The organism is Streptosporangium sp. G12 (assembly GCF_052983175.1).
In genome coordinates, this window is record NZ_JBRIQO010000015.1 from 38,911 (window position 1) to 56,347 (window position 17,437).

The 17,437-nt window shown below is 70.4% G+C and carries 12 protein-coding genes; 4 read left to right on the plus strand and 8 right to left on the minus strand.

All coding sequences use genetic code 11. From position 1 onward, the window contains the following. Positions 1-56: 56 nt before the first annotated feature. The 3 genes from ACVCAG_RS22880 to ACVCAG_RS22890 are packed head-to-tail and all read left to right on the plus strand — an operon-like array spanning position 57 to position 3,456. A complete protein-coding gene (locus ACVCAG_RS22880; RefSeq protein ID WP_440086022.1) occupies positions 57-1,328 on the plus strand; it encodes an MFS transporter in 1,272 nt (423 codons plus the stop codon). After that, on the plus strand, positions 1,325-2,257 hold the full coding sequence (locus ACVCAG_RS22885) for a 2Fe-2S iron-sulfur cluster-binding protein (RefSeq protein WP_440086021.1): 933 nt from the start codon (positions 1,325-1,327) through the stop codon (positions 2,255-2,257). Before ACVCAG_RS22880 ends, ACVCAG_RS22885 begins: the two co-directional genes overlap by 4 nt. Before the next feature lie 11 nt (positions 2,258-2,268). Beyond that, the gene (locus ACVCAG_RS22890) at positions 2,269-3,456 is read left to right on the plus strand and encodes a cytochrome P450 (protein WP_440086020.1); all 1,188 of its coding nucleotides are present in this window, start codon (positions 2,269-2,271) and stop codon (positions 3,454-3,456) included. Positions 3,457-3,568: 112 nt separating this feature from the next. Here the strand turns inward: ACVCAG_RS22890 and ACVCAG_RS22895 are convergent, their stop codons facing one another. From ACVCAG_RS22895 to ACVCAG_RS22930, 8 genes are read right to left on the minus strand one after another with little or no spacing between them, the layout of a single operon-like run. Then, positions 3,569-5,044, minus strand: a complete 1,476-nt coding sequence (locus ACVCAG_RS22895; protein WP_440086019.1) for an FGGY-family carbohydrate kinase — start codon at positions 5,042-5,044, stop codon at positions 3,569-3,571. Further along, positions 5,041-7,071, minus strand: coding sequence for a bifunctional aldolase/short-chain dehydrogenase (locus ACVCAG_RS22900; RefSeq protein ID WP_440086018.1), 2,031 nt, complete (start codon positions 7,069-7,071; stop codon positions 5,041-5,043). Before ACVCAG_RS22900 ends, ACVCAG_RS22895 begins: the two co-directional genes overlap by 4 nt. Positions 7,072-7,118: 47 nt before the next feature. Then, positions 7,119-8,300: an L-rhamnose isomerase gene (gene rhaI, locus ACVCAG_RS22905; RefSeq protein WP_447190259.1), complete on the minus strand. Its 1,182-nt coding sequence runs from the start codon at positions 8,298-8,300 to the stop codon at positions 7,119-7,121. Positions 8,301-8,359: 59 nt separating this feature from the next. Further along, a complete protein-coding gene (locus ACVCAG_RS22910; RefSeq protein ID WP_440086016.1) occupies positions 8,360-10,126 on the minus strand; it encodes a glycoside hydrolase family 3 N-terminal domain-containing protein in 1,767 nt (588 codons plus the stop codon). Positions 10,127-10,178: 52 nt separating this feature from the next. Then, complete coding sequence (locus ACVCAG_RS22915) at positions 10,179-12,863, minus strand: family 78 glycoside hydrolase catalytic domain (protein WP_440086014.1); 2,685 nt, start codon at positions 12,861-12,863, stop codon at positions 10,179-10,181. Between the two features lie 2 nt (positions 12,864-12,865). Further along, positions 12,866-13,693, minus strand: coding sequence for an ABC transporter permease subunit (locus ACVCAG_RS22920; protein WP_440086013.1), 828 nt, complete (start codon positions 13,691-13,693; stop codon positions 12,866-12,868). After that, positions 13,690-14,643 (minus strand): ABC transporter permease subunit, encoded by a 954-nt coding sequence (locus ACVCAG_RS22925; protein WP_440086011.1) that lies wholly within the window; start codon positions 14,641-14,643, stop codon positions 13,690-13,692. The genes ACVCAG_RS22920 and ACVCAG_RS22925 overlap by 4 nt, the downstream gene beginning before the upstream one ends. Continuing rightward, complete coding sequence (locus ACVCAG_RS22930; protein ID WP_440086010.1) at positions 14,637-15,935, minus strand: extracellular solute-binding protein; 1,299 nt, start codon at positions 15,933-15,935, stop codon at positions 14,637-14,639. The genes ACVCAG_RS22925 and ACVCAG_RS22930 overlap by 7 nt, the downstream gene beginning before the upstream one ends. Positions 15,936-16,241: 306 nt before the next feature. On the opposite strand from ACVCAG_RS22930, the gene ACVCAG_RS22935 reads away from it, so the two are divergent. Further along, complete coding sequence (locus ACVCAG_RS22935) at positions 16,242-17,192, plus strand: helix-turn-helix domain-containing protein (RefSeq protein ID WP_440086009.1); 951 nt, start codon at positions 16,242-16,244, stop codon at positions 17,190-17,192. Positions 17,193-17,437 lie beyond the last annotated feature (245 nt).

Here is a 17,437-nt window from a genome sequence, read left to right on the forward strand (position 1 = left end):
CCGGTTAGATGCGCACTCATCCTGAGGTGTCGCGCGCTCGTATGGACGAGGCCCCGATGTCGCGCCTGCAATGGTCGGCGATCGCCGTGTGCGTCCTGCTGAACGTGCTGGACGGCTTCGATGTCCTGGTCATGTCCTTCACCGCCGCCACCGTGTCGGCCGAGTGGTCCCTGTCGGGCTCGCAACTGGGCCTGCTGCTCAGCGCGGGACTGGCCGGGATGGCGCTGGGATCGCTGTTCCTGGCGCCGCTGGCCGACCGGATCGGACGGCGCGCGCTGATCCTGGCCTGCCTGGTGGTGGCCGCCTCCGGAATGCTGCTGTCGGCCATCAGCCAGAACGCCGTTCAACTGGGGTTGTTGCGTGTCCTCACCGGTATCGGCATCGGCGGCATCCTGGCCAGCAGCAACGTCATCGCCGCCGAGTACGCCAACCGGCGCTGGCGCGGCTTGGCCGTCAGTCTCAATTCCACCGGGTACGCCGTCGGCGCCACGGTGGGCGGCGTCGTCGCGGTGGCGTTGCAGGACTCGTCGGGGTGGCGGTCGGTGTTCGCCTTCGGGGGCATCGCCACCGCTCTGCTCATCGGCGTGGTGCTGTGGCGGTTGCCCGAGTCGCTGGATTTCCTGCTCACCCAGCGCTCGCCGCGCGCGCTCGACCGGCTCAACAGCCTGCTGACCAGGATGGGGCGGCCCCGGCTGGAATCGATGCCCGAGCACCCGTCCGCCGCCGAGCCGGCGCCCCGCATCCAGCAGATCCTCTCCCGGGCCCAGCGTCGCAACACTTTGCTGGTGTGGGCGGGTTTCTTCGCCGTGATGTTCGGCTTCTACTTCGTCACGAGCTGGACCCCCAAACTGCTGGTGGAGGCCGGGATGTCGGCCACCCAAGGCATCACCGGCGGGTTGTTGCTCAATCTCGGCGGCATCTTCGGCACCACGCTGCTGGGCCTGCTGGCCGCTCGTTTCGCGCTCAGGCGCGTACTTCTGGGCTACGCGCTCGCCACGGCGGCGCTGCTGGCGGTATTCGTGCCCGCCATCTCGGTGTACGCCCTGGTGCTCACGCTGGGCGTACTGATCGGGTTGTTCATCAACGGCTGCGTCGCCGGCCTGTACGCCCTGACCCCGTCCATCTACCCGCCGCAGGTGCGCGCGACCGGCGTCGGCTGGGGCATCGGCGTCGGCAGGATCGGCGCGATCGTGTCTCCGCTGGTGGCGGGGTGGTTGCTCGACGCCGGTTGGGGAGCCGGGCAGCTCTACCTGCTGGTGGCCGTGGTCCTGGCCGTCGGCGGGCTGGTCGTGTACGCCTTCCGCATCCCGTCCGAGGAGAACCGATGACCTCACTGGACCTGAGAGTCGCAACGAAGACGCAGGTGGCCGACGGTGTCGTGGCACTGACCCTGGAGCACCGGTCCGGCGGTCGGCTTCCGGACTGGACGCCCGGCGCGCACGTCGACCTCATCCTGCCCAATGGGCTGACCCGCCAGTACTCGCTGTGCGGCGACCGCTGGGATCCGCGCACCTATCGGATCGGCGTGCTTCGTGAGCCGGAGGGCCGGGGCGGATCGGCCTACGTCCACGACGTACTGGCCGAGGGAGAGACGGTCGCGATCGGCGGGCCGCGCAACAACTTTCCCCTCGTCCCGTCCGAGCGGTACCTGTTCGTCGCCGGCGGCATCGGCATCACGCCGTTACTCCCCATGATCTACCAGGCGGAGCTGCTGAACACGGACTGGCATCTGCTGTATGGAGGGCGGACCCGGGCGTCGATGGCTTTCGCCGACGAGCTGGCCCGCTACGGCGACAGGGTCACCCTCGCCCCGCAGGACGAACGCGGCCTGCTCGGCCTGCCCGAGCGGCCCGCGCCCGGCACCAGGGTCTACTGTTGCGGCCCTGTCGGGCTGCTGGAGGCGGTGGAGCGGCGGGCGGCGCACTGGCCCGCCGGATCACTGCGCACCGAACGGTTCACGGCCAAGAACGTGGGCGCGCCCGCCCGCGACGAGCCGTTCGAGGTCGAACTGCGCCGCTCGGGACTGTCGGTGACGGTCGCTCCCGGCCAGTCCGTCCTGCAAGCGATCAACGACGCCGGAGTCGGTGTGCTGTCCTCATGCCGGCAAGGCCTGTGCGGCACCTGCGAGACCGGCGTGCTGGAGGGGGTGCCGGATCACCGGGACGCACTGCTGGAGGACGCCGAACGAGCGGCCGGGGACTGCATGTTCGTCTGTGTCTCCCGATCCCGTTCCGACCGCCTCGTCCTCGATCTGTGAAGGATCCCGCCATGACCGCCCTGCCGGTGCTCGACGCCGACCCGTTCGCCCATGACGTGCTGGAAGATCCCGTGCCGCTGCACGCCGCCTTGCTGGCCGCCGGCCCTGTGGTCCACCTGCCCCGATACGACGTCTACGCTCTCGCCCGTCACGAGCATGTGCACGCCGCGCTGACCGACTGGCAGAACTTTCCCTCCGGGGCCGGAGTGGGACTGAGTAATTTCCGCCACGAGAAGCCATGGCGTCCGCCCAGCCTGCTGCTGGAGGCCGATCCGCCCCGGCATGATGCCCCGCGCACCGTCTTGACCAGGATTCTTGGTCCGCGGGCGCTGCGCAGATTGCGCGAGCGATGGTTCGCCGAGGCCGAGAGCCTGGTGGAGAAGGTACTGGCCGAGCGGGAATTCGACGCGGTCACGGCGCTCGCCGAGGCGTTCCCGCTGCGGGTGTTCCCTGACGTGGTCGGCATTCCCCGCGAGGGCCGGGAGAACCTCCTGCCCTATGGCGACCACCTCTTCAACGCCTTCGGCCCGGCCAACGACCTGGTGGCCAAGGGCGATCCCCGCGTGGGCGAGTTGACGGCCTGGGTCAACGCCCAATGCCGGCGCGAGGTGCTGGCCGGCGGCGGTTTCGGTGCGCAGATATGGGCGGCGGCCGACCACGGTGACATCACCCACGCGCAGGCGCCGCTGGTGGTGCGCTCCCTGCTGTCTGCTGGGGTCGACACCACCGTCCACGGCCTGGCGGCCGTGCTGTACGCCTTCGCCACCCACCCTGACCAGTGGCGGCGGCTACGTGAGGATCCGAGCCTGGCGCGAGTGGCGTTCGACGAGGCCGTGCGCTGGCAGTCGCCCGTGCAGACCTTCTTTCGCACCGCCGACCGCGACGTCCGGATCGGCGACGCGGTCATCCCCGAGGGCAGGAAGATCTTGATGTTCCTCGCGGCGGCCAACCGCGATCCGCGCCGCTGGGACGACCCCGACGTCTTCGACCTGTCCCGCGATCCTTCTGGGCACGTCGGATTCGGGATGGGCCTGCACCAGTGTGTCGGCCAGCACGTCGCCCGGCTGGAGGCCGAGGCACTGCTGGCCGCGCTGGCCCACAGGGTCGAGCGCTTCGAGATCACCGTCTCGCCCCGACGTCATCACAACAACACCTTGCGCGCCTGGCGCTCGCTGCCGGTACGCGTACACCTTGCGTGAGCAGGCCTCACGATCTCGATCCGGCTGCGGCGACTGATTTCCCACGGAGCCGGGTGAGCGGGCGGTCCGGGACGTATCCATGGGACGGGTCACGAACAGAACGACGTGCAGCTCATTCCCTGCCCCTCAGACGGGTCTCCGCCGCCGTCCACGCACGGGCGTCGCCGCCTGGCTCATATCGCACAAGGTGTTGGGTGTCGCGGACCAGGGCCCGTAGGTCCGGCAGGCCGGGGCCGGTCACACCCGCGGCGCGGGCTTGGATGAGCACGTTGCCCAGCGCGGTGGCCTCCACCGGTCCGGCCACCACCGGTAGGCCGCAGGCGTCGGCGGTCAACTGGCACAGCAGCGCGTTGCGAGCGCCGCCGCCGACGATGTGCACGGTGTCGACGTGCCTGCCGGACAGTTCCTGGGCCTGCCGTACGGCGCGACGGTGGGCCAGGGCGAGGCTTTCGAGGATGCAGCGCACCGTGGCAGCCGGGGTCCGCGGCACGGGCTGGCCGGTGGCGTGGCAGAGGGCCGCGATGCGGGCGGGCATGTCGCCGGGCGGCAGGAAGAGCGGGTCGTCCAGGTCGACCAGGGATGTGAACGCCGGCTGCTCGGCTGCCCGGCGCAGCAGGCCGGGCAGGTCTGTTTCGCCCCAGGAACGCAGCGCCTCCTGCAGCGGCCACAGCCCCATGACGTTGCGCAGGTAGCGGATGGTGCCGTCGACGCCGACCTCGTTGGTGAAGTTGGCCCGTCGGCTCGCCTCGCTCAGCACCGGCCGGTCCAGCTCGACACCGACCAGGGACCAGGTACCGCAAGAGATGTAGGCGAAGTGCTCCGCGGAGGCGGGCACCGCTACGACGGCCGAGGCGGTGTCGTGTGAGGCGACGGCCACCACCTGCGGACTACCGGGCACATCGACCCCGGGCAGCACCGGGCCGATCCGGGTGCCGGGCTCGCGCAGCGGCGCGAACAGCTCCGGCCTGATGCCCGCTTCGACCATCAGGTCGAAGGCCCAGGCGCGGTGGCGCAGGTCGTACAGCTGGGTGGTGGAGGCGTTGGTGACCTCCGCACCGATCTCGCCGGTGAGCCAGTAGGTGAGCAGGTCGGGGATGAGCAGCAGCCGGTGTGCCATCTCGTACTGGGGCGTGCCCGTGGCGGCGGCTACCTGGTAGAGGGTGTTGAAGGGCAGGTGCTGCAAGCCCGTGGTGGCGTACAAGCGTTCGGCGCCGAGCCGTTCGGCCACCTGGTCGGCGACGCCGTCGGTGCGGGCGTCGCGGTAGTGCACCGGGTTGCCCAGCAGCGAGCCGGAGAGGTCCAGCAGCCCGTAGTCGACCGCCCAGGAGTCGACGCCGATGCCGGTGACCGGTCCGGCCGCGCGCAGTCCCCGCAGCACGCCCGCGTACAGCGCCAGGATGTCCCAGTGCAGGGTGGCGCCTACGCGGACTGGCTCGTTGGCGAAGCGGTGCGCCTGGGTCAGATCGAGTCGGCCGGAGCTGAGGCGGCCGACCATGACGCGTCCGCTGGAGGCGCCGAGGTCGACGGCCGCGACGGCGAGGTCGCCGCCGGCCGTGCGGGAGGGGAGCGTTGGGGGCGCCGCTGTCATCGTAGGAACGCCGCGGCGACGCCGGCGTCGACCGGGATGTGCAGGCCGGTGGTGTGCGACAGCTCCCCGCCTGTCAGCACGAACACGGCGTTCGCCACATGCTCTGGCAACACCTCCTTCTTGAGCAGGGTGCGCTGAGCGTAGAAGGCGCCGAGTTCCTCCTCGGGCACGCCGTACACGGCCGCGCGCCGAGCTCCCCAGCCGCCGGCGAAGATCCCGGAACCGCGGACCACACCGTCGGGGTTGACGCCGTTGACGCGGATACCGTGCTCACCGAGCTCGGCGGCGAGCAGCCGCACTTGGTGGGCCTGGTCGGCCTTGGCGGCACCGTAGGCGACGTTGTTCGGACCGGCGAACAGCGAGTTCTTGCTGGAGATGTAGACGATGTCACCCCCCATACCTTGGGCGACCATCACCCTGGCCGTCTCGCGGGAGACCAGGAACGAGCCCTTCGCCATGACGTCGTGCTGGAGGTCCCAGTCGGACTCATCGGTCTCCAGCAGCGGCTTGGAGACCGACAGCCCGGCGTTGTTGACCACCAGGTCCACCCCGCCGAACGCCAGCACCGACGCCCGCACCGCCCGCGCCACCGCGCCCGCATCGGTCACATCGGCTGTGACGGCGAGCGCCGTGTCTGTGCCGCCGAGCTCGGCGGCGACCCTCGCCGCGGCCTCGGCGTCGCGATCGGCCACCACGACGCACGCGCCCTCGGCGGCCAGCCGGTGGGCGATCGCCCGCCCGATGCCGGACCCGCCGCCGGTGACGAGAGCGATCCGGGTGGCCAGCGCCTTGGACTTGGGCATGCGCTGGAGCTTGGCCTCCTCCAGCGCCCAGTACTCGATCCGGAACTTCTCCCCCTCGTCGATCGGCGCGTACGCCGAGACGGCCTCGGCGCCGCGCATCACGTTGATGGCGTTGACGTAGAACTCGCCCGCCACCCGGGCGGTCTGCTTGGTGGCGCCGAAGCTGAACATGCCCACACCGGGTACCAGGACGATCGCCGGGTCGGCGCCGCGCATCGCGGGGCTGCCGGGTACGGCGTGCCGCTCGTAGTAGGCGCGGTAGTCCTCGCGGTAGGCGGCGTGCAGTTCCTTGAGGCGGGCGATCACGTCCTCCAGTGGCGCGGTGGGCGGCAGGTCCACCACCATCGGCCGGATCTTGGTGCGCAGGAAGTGGTCGGGACAGGAGGTGCCGAGCGCGGCCAGCCGGGGGTGCTCGGCGCGGGAGAGGAAGTCCAGGACGACGTCGGTGTCGGTGTGGTGGCCGACCTGCGGCCGGTCGGTTGAGGCCAGGCCGCGCAGGACCGGGAAGAGGGCGGCGGCCCGCTCCCTGCGCTCGTCTTGGGCCAGGGGCTCGTGAACGACAGGACCGAACGGCTCGGGCCGGCCGTGCTCGGCGATGTACCGCGCCGCGGTTTCGATGATCTCCAGGGAGTTGCGCTCGCACTCCTGGCTGCTCATACCCCAGGCGGTGATGCCGTGGCCGCCGAGGATGATCCCGATGGCCCGCGGGTTGGCCCGGTGGACGGCGGCGATGTCTAGGCCAAGCTGGAAACCGGGGCGCCGCCAGGGCACCCAGACGACCCGCTCGCCGAAGATCTCCTTGGTCAGCGCGGGACCGTCGGCGGCGGTGGCGACGGCGATGCCGGAGTCGGGGTGCAGGTGGTCGACGTGCGCGGCTTCCACCAGGCCGTGCATGGCGGTGTCGATGCTGGGCGCGGCCCCGCCGCGGCCGTGCAGGCAGTAGTCGAACGCGGCGACCATTTCGTCCTCGCGTTCCACCCCGGGATAGACGTCCGCGAGGGCGCGCAACCGGTCCAGGCGCACCACGGCCAGCCCGTCCTCGGTCAGGGTGCCCAGGTCGCCGCCGGAGCCCTTGACCCAGAGCAGTTCTGCCGAGGTCCCGGTGACGGGATCGATGGTCTCACTCTTGGCGGAGGTGTTGCCGCCGGCGTAGTTGGTGTTTCGGGGGTCGGCGCCGAGCCGGTTGCTACGGGCCAGCAGATCGTGCACTGCGGGATTGGTCATGATGATCTTCCTGAGAGAGGTGCCGGTGAGATGGGCGGGTTCGGAGTTCAGGCGCCCCAGCCAGCCTGCTGTCCGCCGGCACGTTCCGCGGAGATCTTCTCGAGGTACCCGGAGCGGGCGTAGGCGGCGATCGGGTCGGGGTCCAGGCCGAGATCGACGCGCAGGTCGGCCAGCAGTGGCCGCACGTCGGTGTTGTAGGCGTCCATCAGGACGGCGTTGGCGCCGAGCACGTCACCCGAGTGCTGGGCGGCGGCGAGCGAGTCGCGGTCCACCAGCAGGGCCTTGGCGGTGGCCTCCTGGACGTTCATCACCGAACGGATGATCGCGGGGATCTTCGGCTCGATGTTGTGGCACTGGTCCAGCATGAACGCGATGCCGTACTCCGGCCGCAGCGCGTCAGCCCGCACGATCTCGTACATGATCCGAAACAGCTGGAACGGGTCGGCCGCGCCGACCATGAGGTCATCGTCGGCGTAGAAGCGGGAGTTGAAGTCGAAGGCGCCGAGCTTTCCCTGCCGCAGCAGGAACGCCACGATGAACTCGATGTTGGTGCCCGGCGCGTGATGGCCGGTGTCGATGACGACCTGGGCCCTGGGTCCCAATTCCAGGCAGTGGGCGTAGGCGGTGCCCCAGTCCGGCACATCGGTGGTGTAGAAGGCCGGTTCGAAGAGCTTGTACTCCAGGAGCATCCGCTGGTCGGCGCCGAGACGGTCGTAGACCTCGCGCAGCGCCTCGGCCAGCCGGTCCTGGCGGGCGTGGATGTCGTCTTGGCCGGGGTAGTTGGTGCCGTCGGAGAACCACAGTTTCAGGTCCCGCGAGCCGGTGGCGTCCATGATGTCGACGCATTCGAGCAGGTGATCGGTGGCCTTGCGGCGCACGCGCGGGTCGGGGTTGGTCACCGAGCCCAGCTTGTAGTCGTCGTCTTGAAAGACGTTGGAGTTGATCGCTCCCAGCGCGATCCCCTGGTCGGCGGCGTGGGCGGCCAGGGCGGCGTAGTCATCCACCTTGTCCCAGGGGATGTGCAACGCCACAGTAGGAGCCACACTGGTGAGCCGGTGCACAAGGGCCGCGTCGGAGATCTTCTCGTACGGGTCACGGGGGACGCCCTGCTGGGAGAACACCTTGAAGCGGGTCCCGGAGTTGGCGTACGCCCATGACGGTGTCTCGATGTGCTGTGCTCGCAGCGCTCGCTTGACGTCGTCGGTGCTCGTCTGGTCCCTCTGGATCATGATGGTGGCTCCGTTCTTCGGGCGGTCATGTGGATAAAACGTTTTAATCTTGTGGAAACTCATGCTGACGCCGCTGTCCCGTCCTGAGCCTGCCAGTGGGTGTCATCGGGAAACTCCAGGCCGTGCCCCAGCGGGAAGACAGGATCCTGGGTGTCACCAGGGACGTCGGACCTGCTGTGACGCACCGCCTCCATCGACCGGGGCAGTTCGACGGGGAGCCTGCCACGAGGTACGCGACGGCCGAAGACGACGTCCAGCAGGGCCTCATCACAGGCGCCGAAACTCCCCAGCAGCGCGGCCGCGGCCTCGGCGATCTCCGACAGGACGGCCGGACGCTCCAGGTGGACGTCGACGACGATCGGTACCCGGCCGGCCAGGTCCCGCAGCCGGCCGATCACGGCGTCGGGGAAGGCCAGGCTTCCCGCGTGGAAGAACGACTCGAACGCGCCGGGCCGCGGTTCGTACGGCGCGGCGAGCCGGACGAGCGCGACCTCCGCGTCATCAGGGGTGGCGACCACTTCGCCGTAGGCCGCGGCCGTTCGGCCGTCGAGACCCTCGCAGTAGATCCTCGCTCCCGCGCGCAGCGGCAGCGCGCCGTTCTTCAAAACGGTGACGGCCTCGCTCTGCGCCCGCAGCCCGGCATTCCGGAACTCCGATCGGCCGACGACCTCCTCGGCTTCGTCCGGGTCCACGAACCGCCGGTCGAACAGGCCCAGCGTGAACTTCTCCCGGAGCAGGCGGCGCACGGAGCCATCGACGCGCCTTTCGGTGACGGAGCCGTCGCCGACCAGTTCGACGACGAGTTCCGGGCAGCGCTCCCCGCCGAACTGGTCGACGCCCGCCTCCAGTGCCCGTCGCGCCCGACCCGCCGGGGTGAGGTGTTCCACCCCCCAGGCGCGCGCGGGCATCGGCTCGCCGCGAAACGACCCGTCGGTCAGCACACCCCAGTCGGTGCACACCACACCGTCGAAGCCGTACCGCTCCCGCAGCAGCCCGGTGATCACCCCCTTGTTGAAGGCGAAGGCGACCTCCTCGTACGGCGTGCCGACAGGTACGCCGTACGAGGGCATGACCTGGGTGGCGCCCGCCGCGAGGGCCGCCTCGAAGGGGGCGAGGTGGTACTCGAAACGGCCGCCGGGGTAGACCTGCTCGCGCCCGTGGGGGAAGTGCGGGTCCTCGCCGTTCTTCTGCGGCCCGCCGCCCGGGAAGTGCTTGACCATGCACGACACACTCCGCGGGCCGAGAGCATCGCCGCGCAGTCCCCGGATGTAGGCCCGCGCCAGGCGGGAGACCATGGTGGCGTCCGTACCGAAGGTGCCGCTCACGCGGGCCCAGCGCGGTTCGGTGGCCAGGTCGAGCTGCGGGTGCAGGGCCAGGCGGATGCCGACGGCGAGATACTCCCGGCGGACCGTGTCGGCGAACCGCTCGACCAGCGCCTCGTCGCCGATCGCGGCCAGGCCCAGCGGCTCGGGCCACCGGGAGAACGCCCCGGCCGCCGCGGCGATCCCGGGGGTGTCGGAGAAGGAGTGGCGGGGGTCGCTGGAGACGGTCACGGGGATGGCGAGCCGGGTGGCGAGCGCCTCCTGCTGGACGCGGTTGTGCCACTGGGCGATCTCGCGGGGCGAGCCGCCGCCGACGAGGTTGAAGTGGCTCATCAGCCGCTCGCCGACGCGGGTGGCGACCGGTTCGGGGAAGGTGTCGTCCAGCGTGGCCATGTCGTGAAAGAGCAGTCCCGCCTTCTCTCGCAGGGTCATCCGGGCGAGGAGGTCCTCGACGCGTTCGGTGACGGAACGGGACGAGTCCCGGTACGGCTCGGCGGCTGTCATGCCGGTGCTGTCTCCCTGTTCTTGCGTTCTTCCCGGCGTTCTCGGGGCCGTCTCAGGCGCCTTCGACGACCAGGTCCGCGGTGTCGTCCGGCCGCGGGCCCGGCGGGCCGAAGAAGGCGGGCCGCTCGGCGACCGGGTCGTCGTCGGCGTCGCGGAAGGCACACGCGAAGTGGTGGCGTCCCGCGCCGACCTCGATCTCCCCTCCGGGCTCGTCGGGCAGGACCACCGTGGCCGTCGCCCCCACGGGGACGAGGACCTCCAGGTCGAGTCGGCCGCCGGAGCGTTGCCAGCGCACCTGCGCCCTGCCGTAGGGGGTGCGGAGCGCGGCGCGCGCGTGGCGAAGACCCCCGCCGGGCAGCGGGCGCACCAGGATGCGCCGGTACCCAGGGGCTGCGGGGGCCAGGCCCGCGACGGTGCGGTGCAGCCAGTCGGCGACCGCGCCCAGCGCGTAGTGGTTGAAGGAGGTCATGTCGCCGGGGTTGACCGTGCCGTCGGGCAGCAGGCTGTCCCAGCGCTCCCAGACCGTCGTCGCCCCCATGGTGACGGGGTACAGCCATGAGGGGCACTCGCGCCGCATGAGCAGGTGGTAGGCGTCGTCGACGGCGCCGGCCGCGACCAGGGCGTCGCAGATGAGCGGGGTGCCGACGAAACCGGTACCGATGCGGTGGCCGCTCTCGCGCACGAGCTCGACCAGCCGCCGACCCGCGCGGGCACGGCGCCCGGCCCCGGCGATCAGATCGAACCGCAGAGCGAGCGCGTAGGCGGTCTGCGAGTCGCCGACCAGGCGCCCGGAGGGCGAGAGGTACTCGGCGTCGAAAGCGGCGCGCACGCGGTCGGCGAGGTCGCCGTAGCGGCGGTGGTCCTTCTCCTCGCCCAGCAGCGAGGCCGTCTCCGACAGCAGGCGCGCCGAGTGCGCTAGGTAGGCGGTGGCGACGAGGAAACGGTCGGTACGGGTCTCGAAGGGACGCTCCGCGGGGGCGGCGGGGTCGAGCCAGTCACCGAGCTGGAAGCCGGTGTTCCACAGGTGGTCATCGCCGGCGCGTTCGGCACATTGGTCGACCCAGGCCCTCATGCTGGGGTACTGCCCGCGCAGCAGTTCCAGGTCGCCGTAGCGCTCGTACAGCGTCCAGGGCACGACGACGGCCGCGTCACCCCAAGCGGCGACGGGTTCGGCCGGGAACGACAGCGGGACCCACGGCACGTAGACCGGGACCGTGCCGAGCTCGGCCTGTTCGGCCGCCAGGTCGGCCAGCCAGGAGGTCAGCATTCCCGCGCAGCCGTACAGGAAGGCGGCGGTGGGGGCGAAGACCTGGATGTCGCCGGTCCAGCCCAGGCGCTCGTCGCGCTGCGGGCAGTCGGTGGGGATGTCGACGAAGTTGCCGCGCATGCTCCACAGCACGTTCTCGTGCAGCCGGTCCAGGGTCTCGTCGGAGCTTTCGAACCAGCCGGTCCGCTCCATGTCGGTGTGGCAGACGACCGCGCGCACGTCGGCCGGGCCGATCTCGCCCGGCCAGCCGTCGACCTCGGCGTAGCGGAAGCCGTGGACGGTGAAGCGCGGCTCCCACTCCTCGACGCCGCCCCCGCGCAGGGTGTAGGTGTCGACGCAGGAGGCGGCGCGCAGCGGGCGCACGCACAGCTCACCGTCTTCCAGCACCTCGGCGTGGCGCAGGGTGACGGTACGGCCGGCCTCGCCGCGGACCCGGATGCGCAGCCGTCCGGCGATGTTCTGCCCGAAGTCGAGGATCGTCCTGCCGGAGGGTGAGGTGAGGACCCTCACCGGGGCCCGGTGCTCGATGCGGCGCACGGCGGGACCGGTCGGCGCCGTCAGCAGGGCGGGATCGTGCGGCACGACGCGGGCCGCCTGCCAGTCCGAGTCGTCGAAGCCGGGTGAGGACCAGCCGCGCTGCTCCAGCCGGGCGTCGTGGCGTTCGCCCTCGTACAGGCTCGCGGCGGTGACGGGACCCGGCGCGCAGCGCCAGTCTTCGTCGGTGACCACCACGTCAACGGTGCCGTCGCTGTAGCGGATCTCCAGCTGGGCGACGAGCGCGGTGTGCTCGCCGTACACCCGGGTCCGGCCGCCCTCGAAGCCGACCTTGCCGCGGAACCAGCCATCGGCCAGGGTGGCGCCGACGGCGTTGCCGCCTTCGCGCAGCAGAGCGGTGACGTCGAAGGTCTGGTAGCGCAGCCGATGGGAGTAGCTGGTCCAGCCCGGTGCGAGCACGTCGTCGCCGACGCGCCAGCCGTTGAGCTCGACCTCGTACAGGCCATGGGCCGTGACATACAGGCGGGCCGCGGCCACCGGGGCGCGCACGGTGAACTCGCGCCGCAGCAGCGGCGCGGGGCCGTCCGGCGCGCCCAGCAGCTCCGGCGGCGGCGCGGTCGCGCCCGCCCGCCAGTCGGCCGTCTCCAGCAGGCCCGCCTCCACCCAGGACCAGGGGCTCCAGTCGCTGACCGAGCCGTCGCATCCGTGCACGCGCACCCGTGTCCCGCGCCGCTCGCGCGAGACCAGCTCCGTACCCGGCCAGCCGACCAGCACGGACTGCCCGGACTCGATCGGCCCGGTCGCGCTCCCGTCGTCGAGCTCGATCTCATAGGCCCGCTGAACCCAGCCGGGCAGGTCGGTGCGGACCGTCCACGACAGGCGCGGGGCGCTCTCGCCGATGCCCACGGGGTCTCGGTGGTGCTCGTAGCCGGGGGCGGTGACGTTCAGGAAGGACACGGACGTGGTGCTCCTCATGTTCAACCCTTGACCGCGCCGGCGGTCATGCCGGCCACGATCTTGCGGTTGAAGAAGACGAAGGCCAGCAGCGGCGGGATGGTGATCAGGACGATGTCCATGAACAGCAGATTCCACTGGGTGCTGTACTGGCTCTGGAAGTTGTAGAGGGTGACCTGCACGGTGGCGTTCTCGTCGCCGGGCAGGAAGTAGAGCGGGTTGACGAAGTCGTTGAAGACGGCCACCGACTGGGTGAGGACGACGGTGATCGTGACCGGCCGCAGCAGCGGGAAGATCACTTTGAAGAACAGGGTCAGGCCGCCGCAGCCGTCGATCATCGCGGCCTCGTCCAGCTCCCGGGGGATCGCCGCGATGAACGCGCGAAACAGCAGCACCGCGTACGACAGGCCGAAGGCGACCTCCACCAGGATCAATCCGGGCATCGTCTTGAACAGGCCGATCGCCTGCAGCAGCCAGATGGTCGGCACGATCGCGGGCGGGATGATCAGCCCGGACAGCACCAGGAAGTTGGCCAGCGTGCCGATCCTCCCGGCTCGCCGCTGCAGGACGTAGCCGGCCATCGCGGCGAACACCACGATCAGGGCCACCGACGCCACGGTGAGGATCGTGCTGTTGACGTAGGCGCGCAGCAGCACGTAGTCCCGTGCCGAGATCACCTCGATGAGGTTGGCCACGATCGGCCAGCTGGTGGGCCAGGAGAAGTCCAGGTCGGCGGCCTGCTTGCTGTCCTTGACGGCGGTCAGCAGCATGAATGAGAAGGGGACGAGGAAGACGACGGCGGCCACGACGAGCGCGGCCACCTCGGCGCCGGTCTTGCGCAGGCTTCTCATGGGGCGACCTGCCTTCTGCCCAGGAACCAGTTGAGCGGGATCACGATGGCGGTGACGACGACGAACAGCAGCACGTTGCCCGCGGTGGACAGGCCGAAGAAGCCGGCCTGGTACTGCTTGTAGATGATCGAGGCGATGACGTCGCTGGTGAAGCCGGGACCGCCGCGGGTCATCGTCCAGATCAGGTCGAACGAGCGTAGGCCGCCGATGAAGGAGAGGATGATCACCGAGTAGGTGGCCGGCCAGCTCAGCGGCAGCGTGATGTGCCGGAACCGGTGCCAGGCGCTGCCGCCGTCGACCGCGACCGCCTGGTAGTAGTCCTGCGGGATGGACAGGATCCCGGCGATGTAGATGACGGTGGCCAGGCCCACGCCCTTCCAGACGTCCACCAGCGCCACCGACAGCAGCGCGGTGCCCGCGTCGCCGAGCCAGTCCGGGCCGGAGATCCCGACCAGCGCCAGGACCTGGTTCACCAGCCCGGTGTCGGGGTTGAGCAGCACGCTGAAGGTGATGCCGACCGCGACCGTGGAGACCAGCACCGGGAAGAACACCACCGAGCGCAGGAACCCGCGCAGCCGCAGCTTGGAGGTGAGCAGCACCCCCAGGCCCAGCCCGAGCACGACCTTCAGGCCACTGGTCACCGCCGCGTAGACGACGGTATTACGAAAACCGACGCTCAGGTTCTGCTCGGCCAGGAAGTCCCGGAAGTTGTCCAGGCCCACGAACTCGCTGTCGAACAGCGTCCAGCGGGTGAGGGCGAAGTAGAAGGCCATCACCGTCGGAATGAGGAAGATCACGATGTAGACGACGGCGGCCGGCAGGTAGAGGGCGTAGGGGTAGGCGGGACCGGCCTTCCACCGGCGGTGGGCGTGGGCGCGCCGGGCCGGGCGGCCGGACCCCGCGCCGCGGGGTCCGGCCGCCCTGGTGTTCGGCCGTTGCCTGGTTACCACCCTTCGAGTCCCAGCTGCTTGGCCTGCTTCTCCACGTCCTTGTCGTACTGGGCGGCGCCCTCGGCGGCGGGGGTCAGTCCCGAGCCGACGGCGACGGTGATCTGCTCCAGGGAGGGCCCCTTCACCGGGGACAGGAACTCCAGGGCGGGCGTGCTGGCGTCCTTGTCGATGTAGGCCTGCAGGTCCTTGGCCGCCTGGATCGCATCGTCGGGGAGCTTGGCGCCCTCGATCCGGTACGGTCCGGCGGGCTTGACGACCTTGCCCACCGCCTCGGTGGCGGCGGGTGAGGCGACGAAGGCCAGGAACCTCTTGGCCGCGTCCAGGTGCTCGGTGCTCTTGGCGATGTAGATGCCCGGCGGCTCCCACAGGGTCGCGCCGTTCGTGGCCGCGTCGGCGCCCGGGACGGCGAAGAAGCCGATGTCGGTGGCGACCTGCGGGTTGTCCTTCAGCAGGGGCGGCAGCGTGGCGCTGAGCATCGGGTAGTGCGCCCCCTTGCCCTCCACCAGCATCTTCAGGCCCTGCTCGTTGGTGGCCGAGCCGAAGCCCTTGTTGGCATACCCCTTGGCGTGCACTTCGGCCAGGTGCTCGAAGCCCGCCAGGGCGGCCGGGGTGGTGGCGAACTTGGCCGTGCCCGCGGTGTAGTTCTGCGCGAAGTCCGGTACCGCGGCCTGGACGTTGTGGAAGTCGCCCAGCACGAACAGCTGCGAGGTCCAGGTGTCCTTGAAGGTGGTGATCACCGGGGTGATCCCGCCCGCCTTGATCTTCTCGTTGTTGGCCATGAACTCGGCCCAGGTCGTGGGCACCTTCAGGCCGAGCCTGTCGTAGACCGTGCGGTTGTACAGGATGCCGCCGCCCATGCCGGCGCCGGCCGGCACGCCGTAGACCTTGCCGGCCTGGCTGACCACCGGCAGGTAGTCCTTCTGGACGTTCTTGAGCACCGCGTCGCCGGTCAGGTCGACCATGCTCTGGGCGGGGTTGAGGGCCTGCAGCAGCGAGCCGGAGTTGTACCAGAACACATCCGCCATGTCGCCCGTGGAAAGCCGGGTCTTGACGATGTTGTCGCCCTCGGTACCCCCCGGCCGGGTCTCCAGCTCGATCTTGACGGAGGAGTCGGCCTTCATGAAGGCGTCGGCGAGCGCCGTGGCCCCGTCGAGGGTGAGCGGGTCCTTGTCGACGAGGAAGGACAGGGTGACCGGGCCGCCGTCGGCGGCGGGCTCGGAGCCCGAGCCGTTACCGCAGGCGGTCAGCAGGAGGGACGCTGAGATCAGCGCCAGTGATGCCTTGAGTTTCACTTCGTCTCCCTGGGGTTCTGCTAAGACTGGCCGGACGACCGCGGCGGTGAGGCTGTGCGCGTGAGCCGCCGAACCCCCGAACGCCCCCGGCGAGGGGCCCGTGCGGCATCCCGCGTGGCCCGGCCGGTGGAACGTTTTAATCGGCTGCGAAAGCCCCTAGTCCAGCGCCGGATGTTTCCAGCAGGTTTCTCGGTGTGTGCACTGGATCGTGCACCCTGCAGAGCTCGGGCGGATAGGCCGCTATTCGCCAGTTAGTAGCACGAAATTCACCTCGGCTGGTGAGGTGGGGCCAGGTAGGGTGCGCCCATGCATAACGATCCGGTGGCGGAGGCAGAAGGGCTGCTCTACTTCACCGACGGCTCGCTCGCCTACGCCGGCCGGTACCTCCACCACGGCTTCTTCCACACCCACACCCACAGCTTCGTCGAGGTGGCGGTCGTCACCGGCGGCAGCGCCGTCCACCACACGACGACGGGCCGGGAGCCGCTGAGCCGCGGAGACGTCGTCCTGCTGCGGCCCGGCGCCTGGCACGGGTACGAGGAGTGCGACCGGCTGGAGCTGTACAACTGCTGCTTCAGCGCCGAGCTGCTGAACCGGGAGCTCGCCTGGATCAGGGAGGACGCGCTGCTGGGCTACCTGCTGTGGACCGGCCCGTACTCGATGGGCTGCAGGGGAACACTCTCCTTCAACCTCTCCGAGGACGCCCTGCAGGAGTGCCTGACCCACCTGGACGGGCTGGAGCGGCTGCACACGCGCCCGATCTCCCGCCACCGCGGCGACATCATCGGCCACCTGTCGGTGCTCCTGGGAAACCTCGCGCGCGCCGCCGCCCGGACCCGGGAGGGCGCCCAGGAGTCCGCCGGCCCCGCCCATCCGGCCGTCATGCGGGCGATGCGGCTGATGGAGGCCAGGGTGGCTCACGACTGGACGCTGACGGAGCTGGCCGAGCACCTGCACCTGACCCCGCGATACCTGGTACGCCTGTTCACGACCGCGACAGGGCTGCCGCCGATGGCGTACCTGGCCAGACAGCGGGCCGAGACCGCCGCGGCCCTGCTCCTGCTCGACGACAGGCCGATCGCCCAGATCGGCGAGCAGGTGGGCTGGGGAGACCCGAACTACTTCGCCAGGAGATTCAAGGCCCACTTCGGCATGAACCCCTCCGGCTACCGCAAGAGCTTCACCCACCGGTCCGTCACGCTGAGCGACGAACTCCGCCAGGAACTTCGGCCCGGGACACCCGGCGGGACCGCCTGACGGACGGCGCCCACCGGGATGACCTCCCGCAAAAGGGGGGGCGGGATGCCACCTGGCCATCCACCTGGCGAATGCGGTTATCCGACTTATCTATTTCCCAAATCTTCCCGCTTGTCGCAGAGTGATGAGAACCATAAGGGCGAACGGGCCCGGAGAAGCCTCTCCTCTCCACGTTCCTGCGGACGTTCGCCGTCCGCCTCCTGCCCGTTCGCGCTGCCGGGCTCCGGGCCTTCGCCCCCGCGAAA

Coding starts and splice junctions, on each gene's coding strand:
- ACVCAG_RS22880 (WP_440086022.1), top strand. CDS start 57: ATGTCGCGCCTGCAATGGTCGGCGATCGCCGTGTGCGTCCTGCTGAAC.
- ACVCAG_RS22885 (WP_440086021.1), top strand. CDS start 1,325: ATGACCTCACTGGACCTGAGAGTCGCAACGAAGACGCAGGTGGCCGAC.
- ACVCAG_RS22890 (WP_440086020.1), top strand. CDS start 2,269: ATGACCGCCCTGCCGGTGCTCGACGCCGACCCGTTCGCCCATGACGTG.
- ACVCAG_RS22895 (WP_440086019.1), bottom strand. CDS start 5,044: ATGACAGCGGCGCCCCCAACGCTCCCCTCCCGCACGGCCGGCGGCGAC.
- ACVCAG_RS22900 (WP_440086018.1), bottom strand. CDS start 7,071: ATGACCAATCCCGCAGTGCACGATCTGCTGGCCCGTAGCAACCGGCTC.
- rhaI (WP_447190259.1), bottom strand. CDS start 8,300: ATGATCCAGAGGGACCAGACGAGCACCGACGACGTCAAGCGAGCGCTG.
- ACVCAG_RS22910 (WP_440086016.1), bottom strand. CDS start 10,126: ATGACAGCCGCCGAGCCGTACCGGGACTCGTCCCGTTCCGTCACCGAA.
- ACVCAG_RS22915 (WP_440086014.1), bottom strand. CDS start 12,863: ATGAGGAGCACCACGTCCGTGTCCTTCCTGAACGTCACCGCCCCCGGC.
- ACVCAG_RS22920 (WP_440086013.1), bottom strand. CDS start 13,693: ATGAGAAGCCTGCGCAAGACCGGCGCCGAGGTGGCCGCGCTCGTCGTG.
- ACVCAG_RS22935 (WP_440086009.1), top strand. CDS start 16,242: ATGCATAACGATCCGGTGGCGGAGGCAGAAGGGCTGCTCTACTTCACC.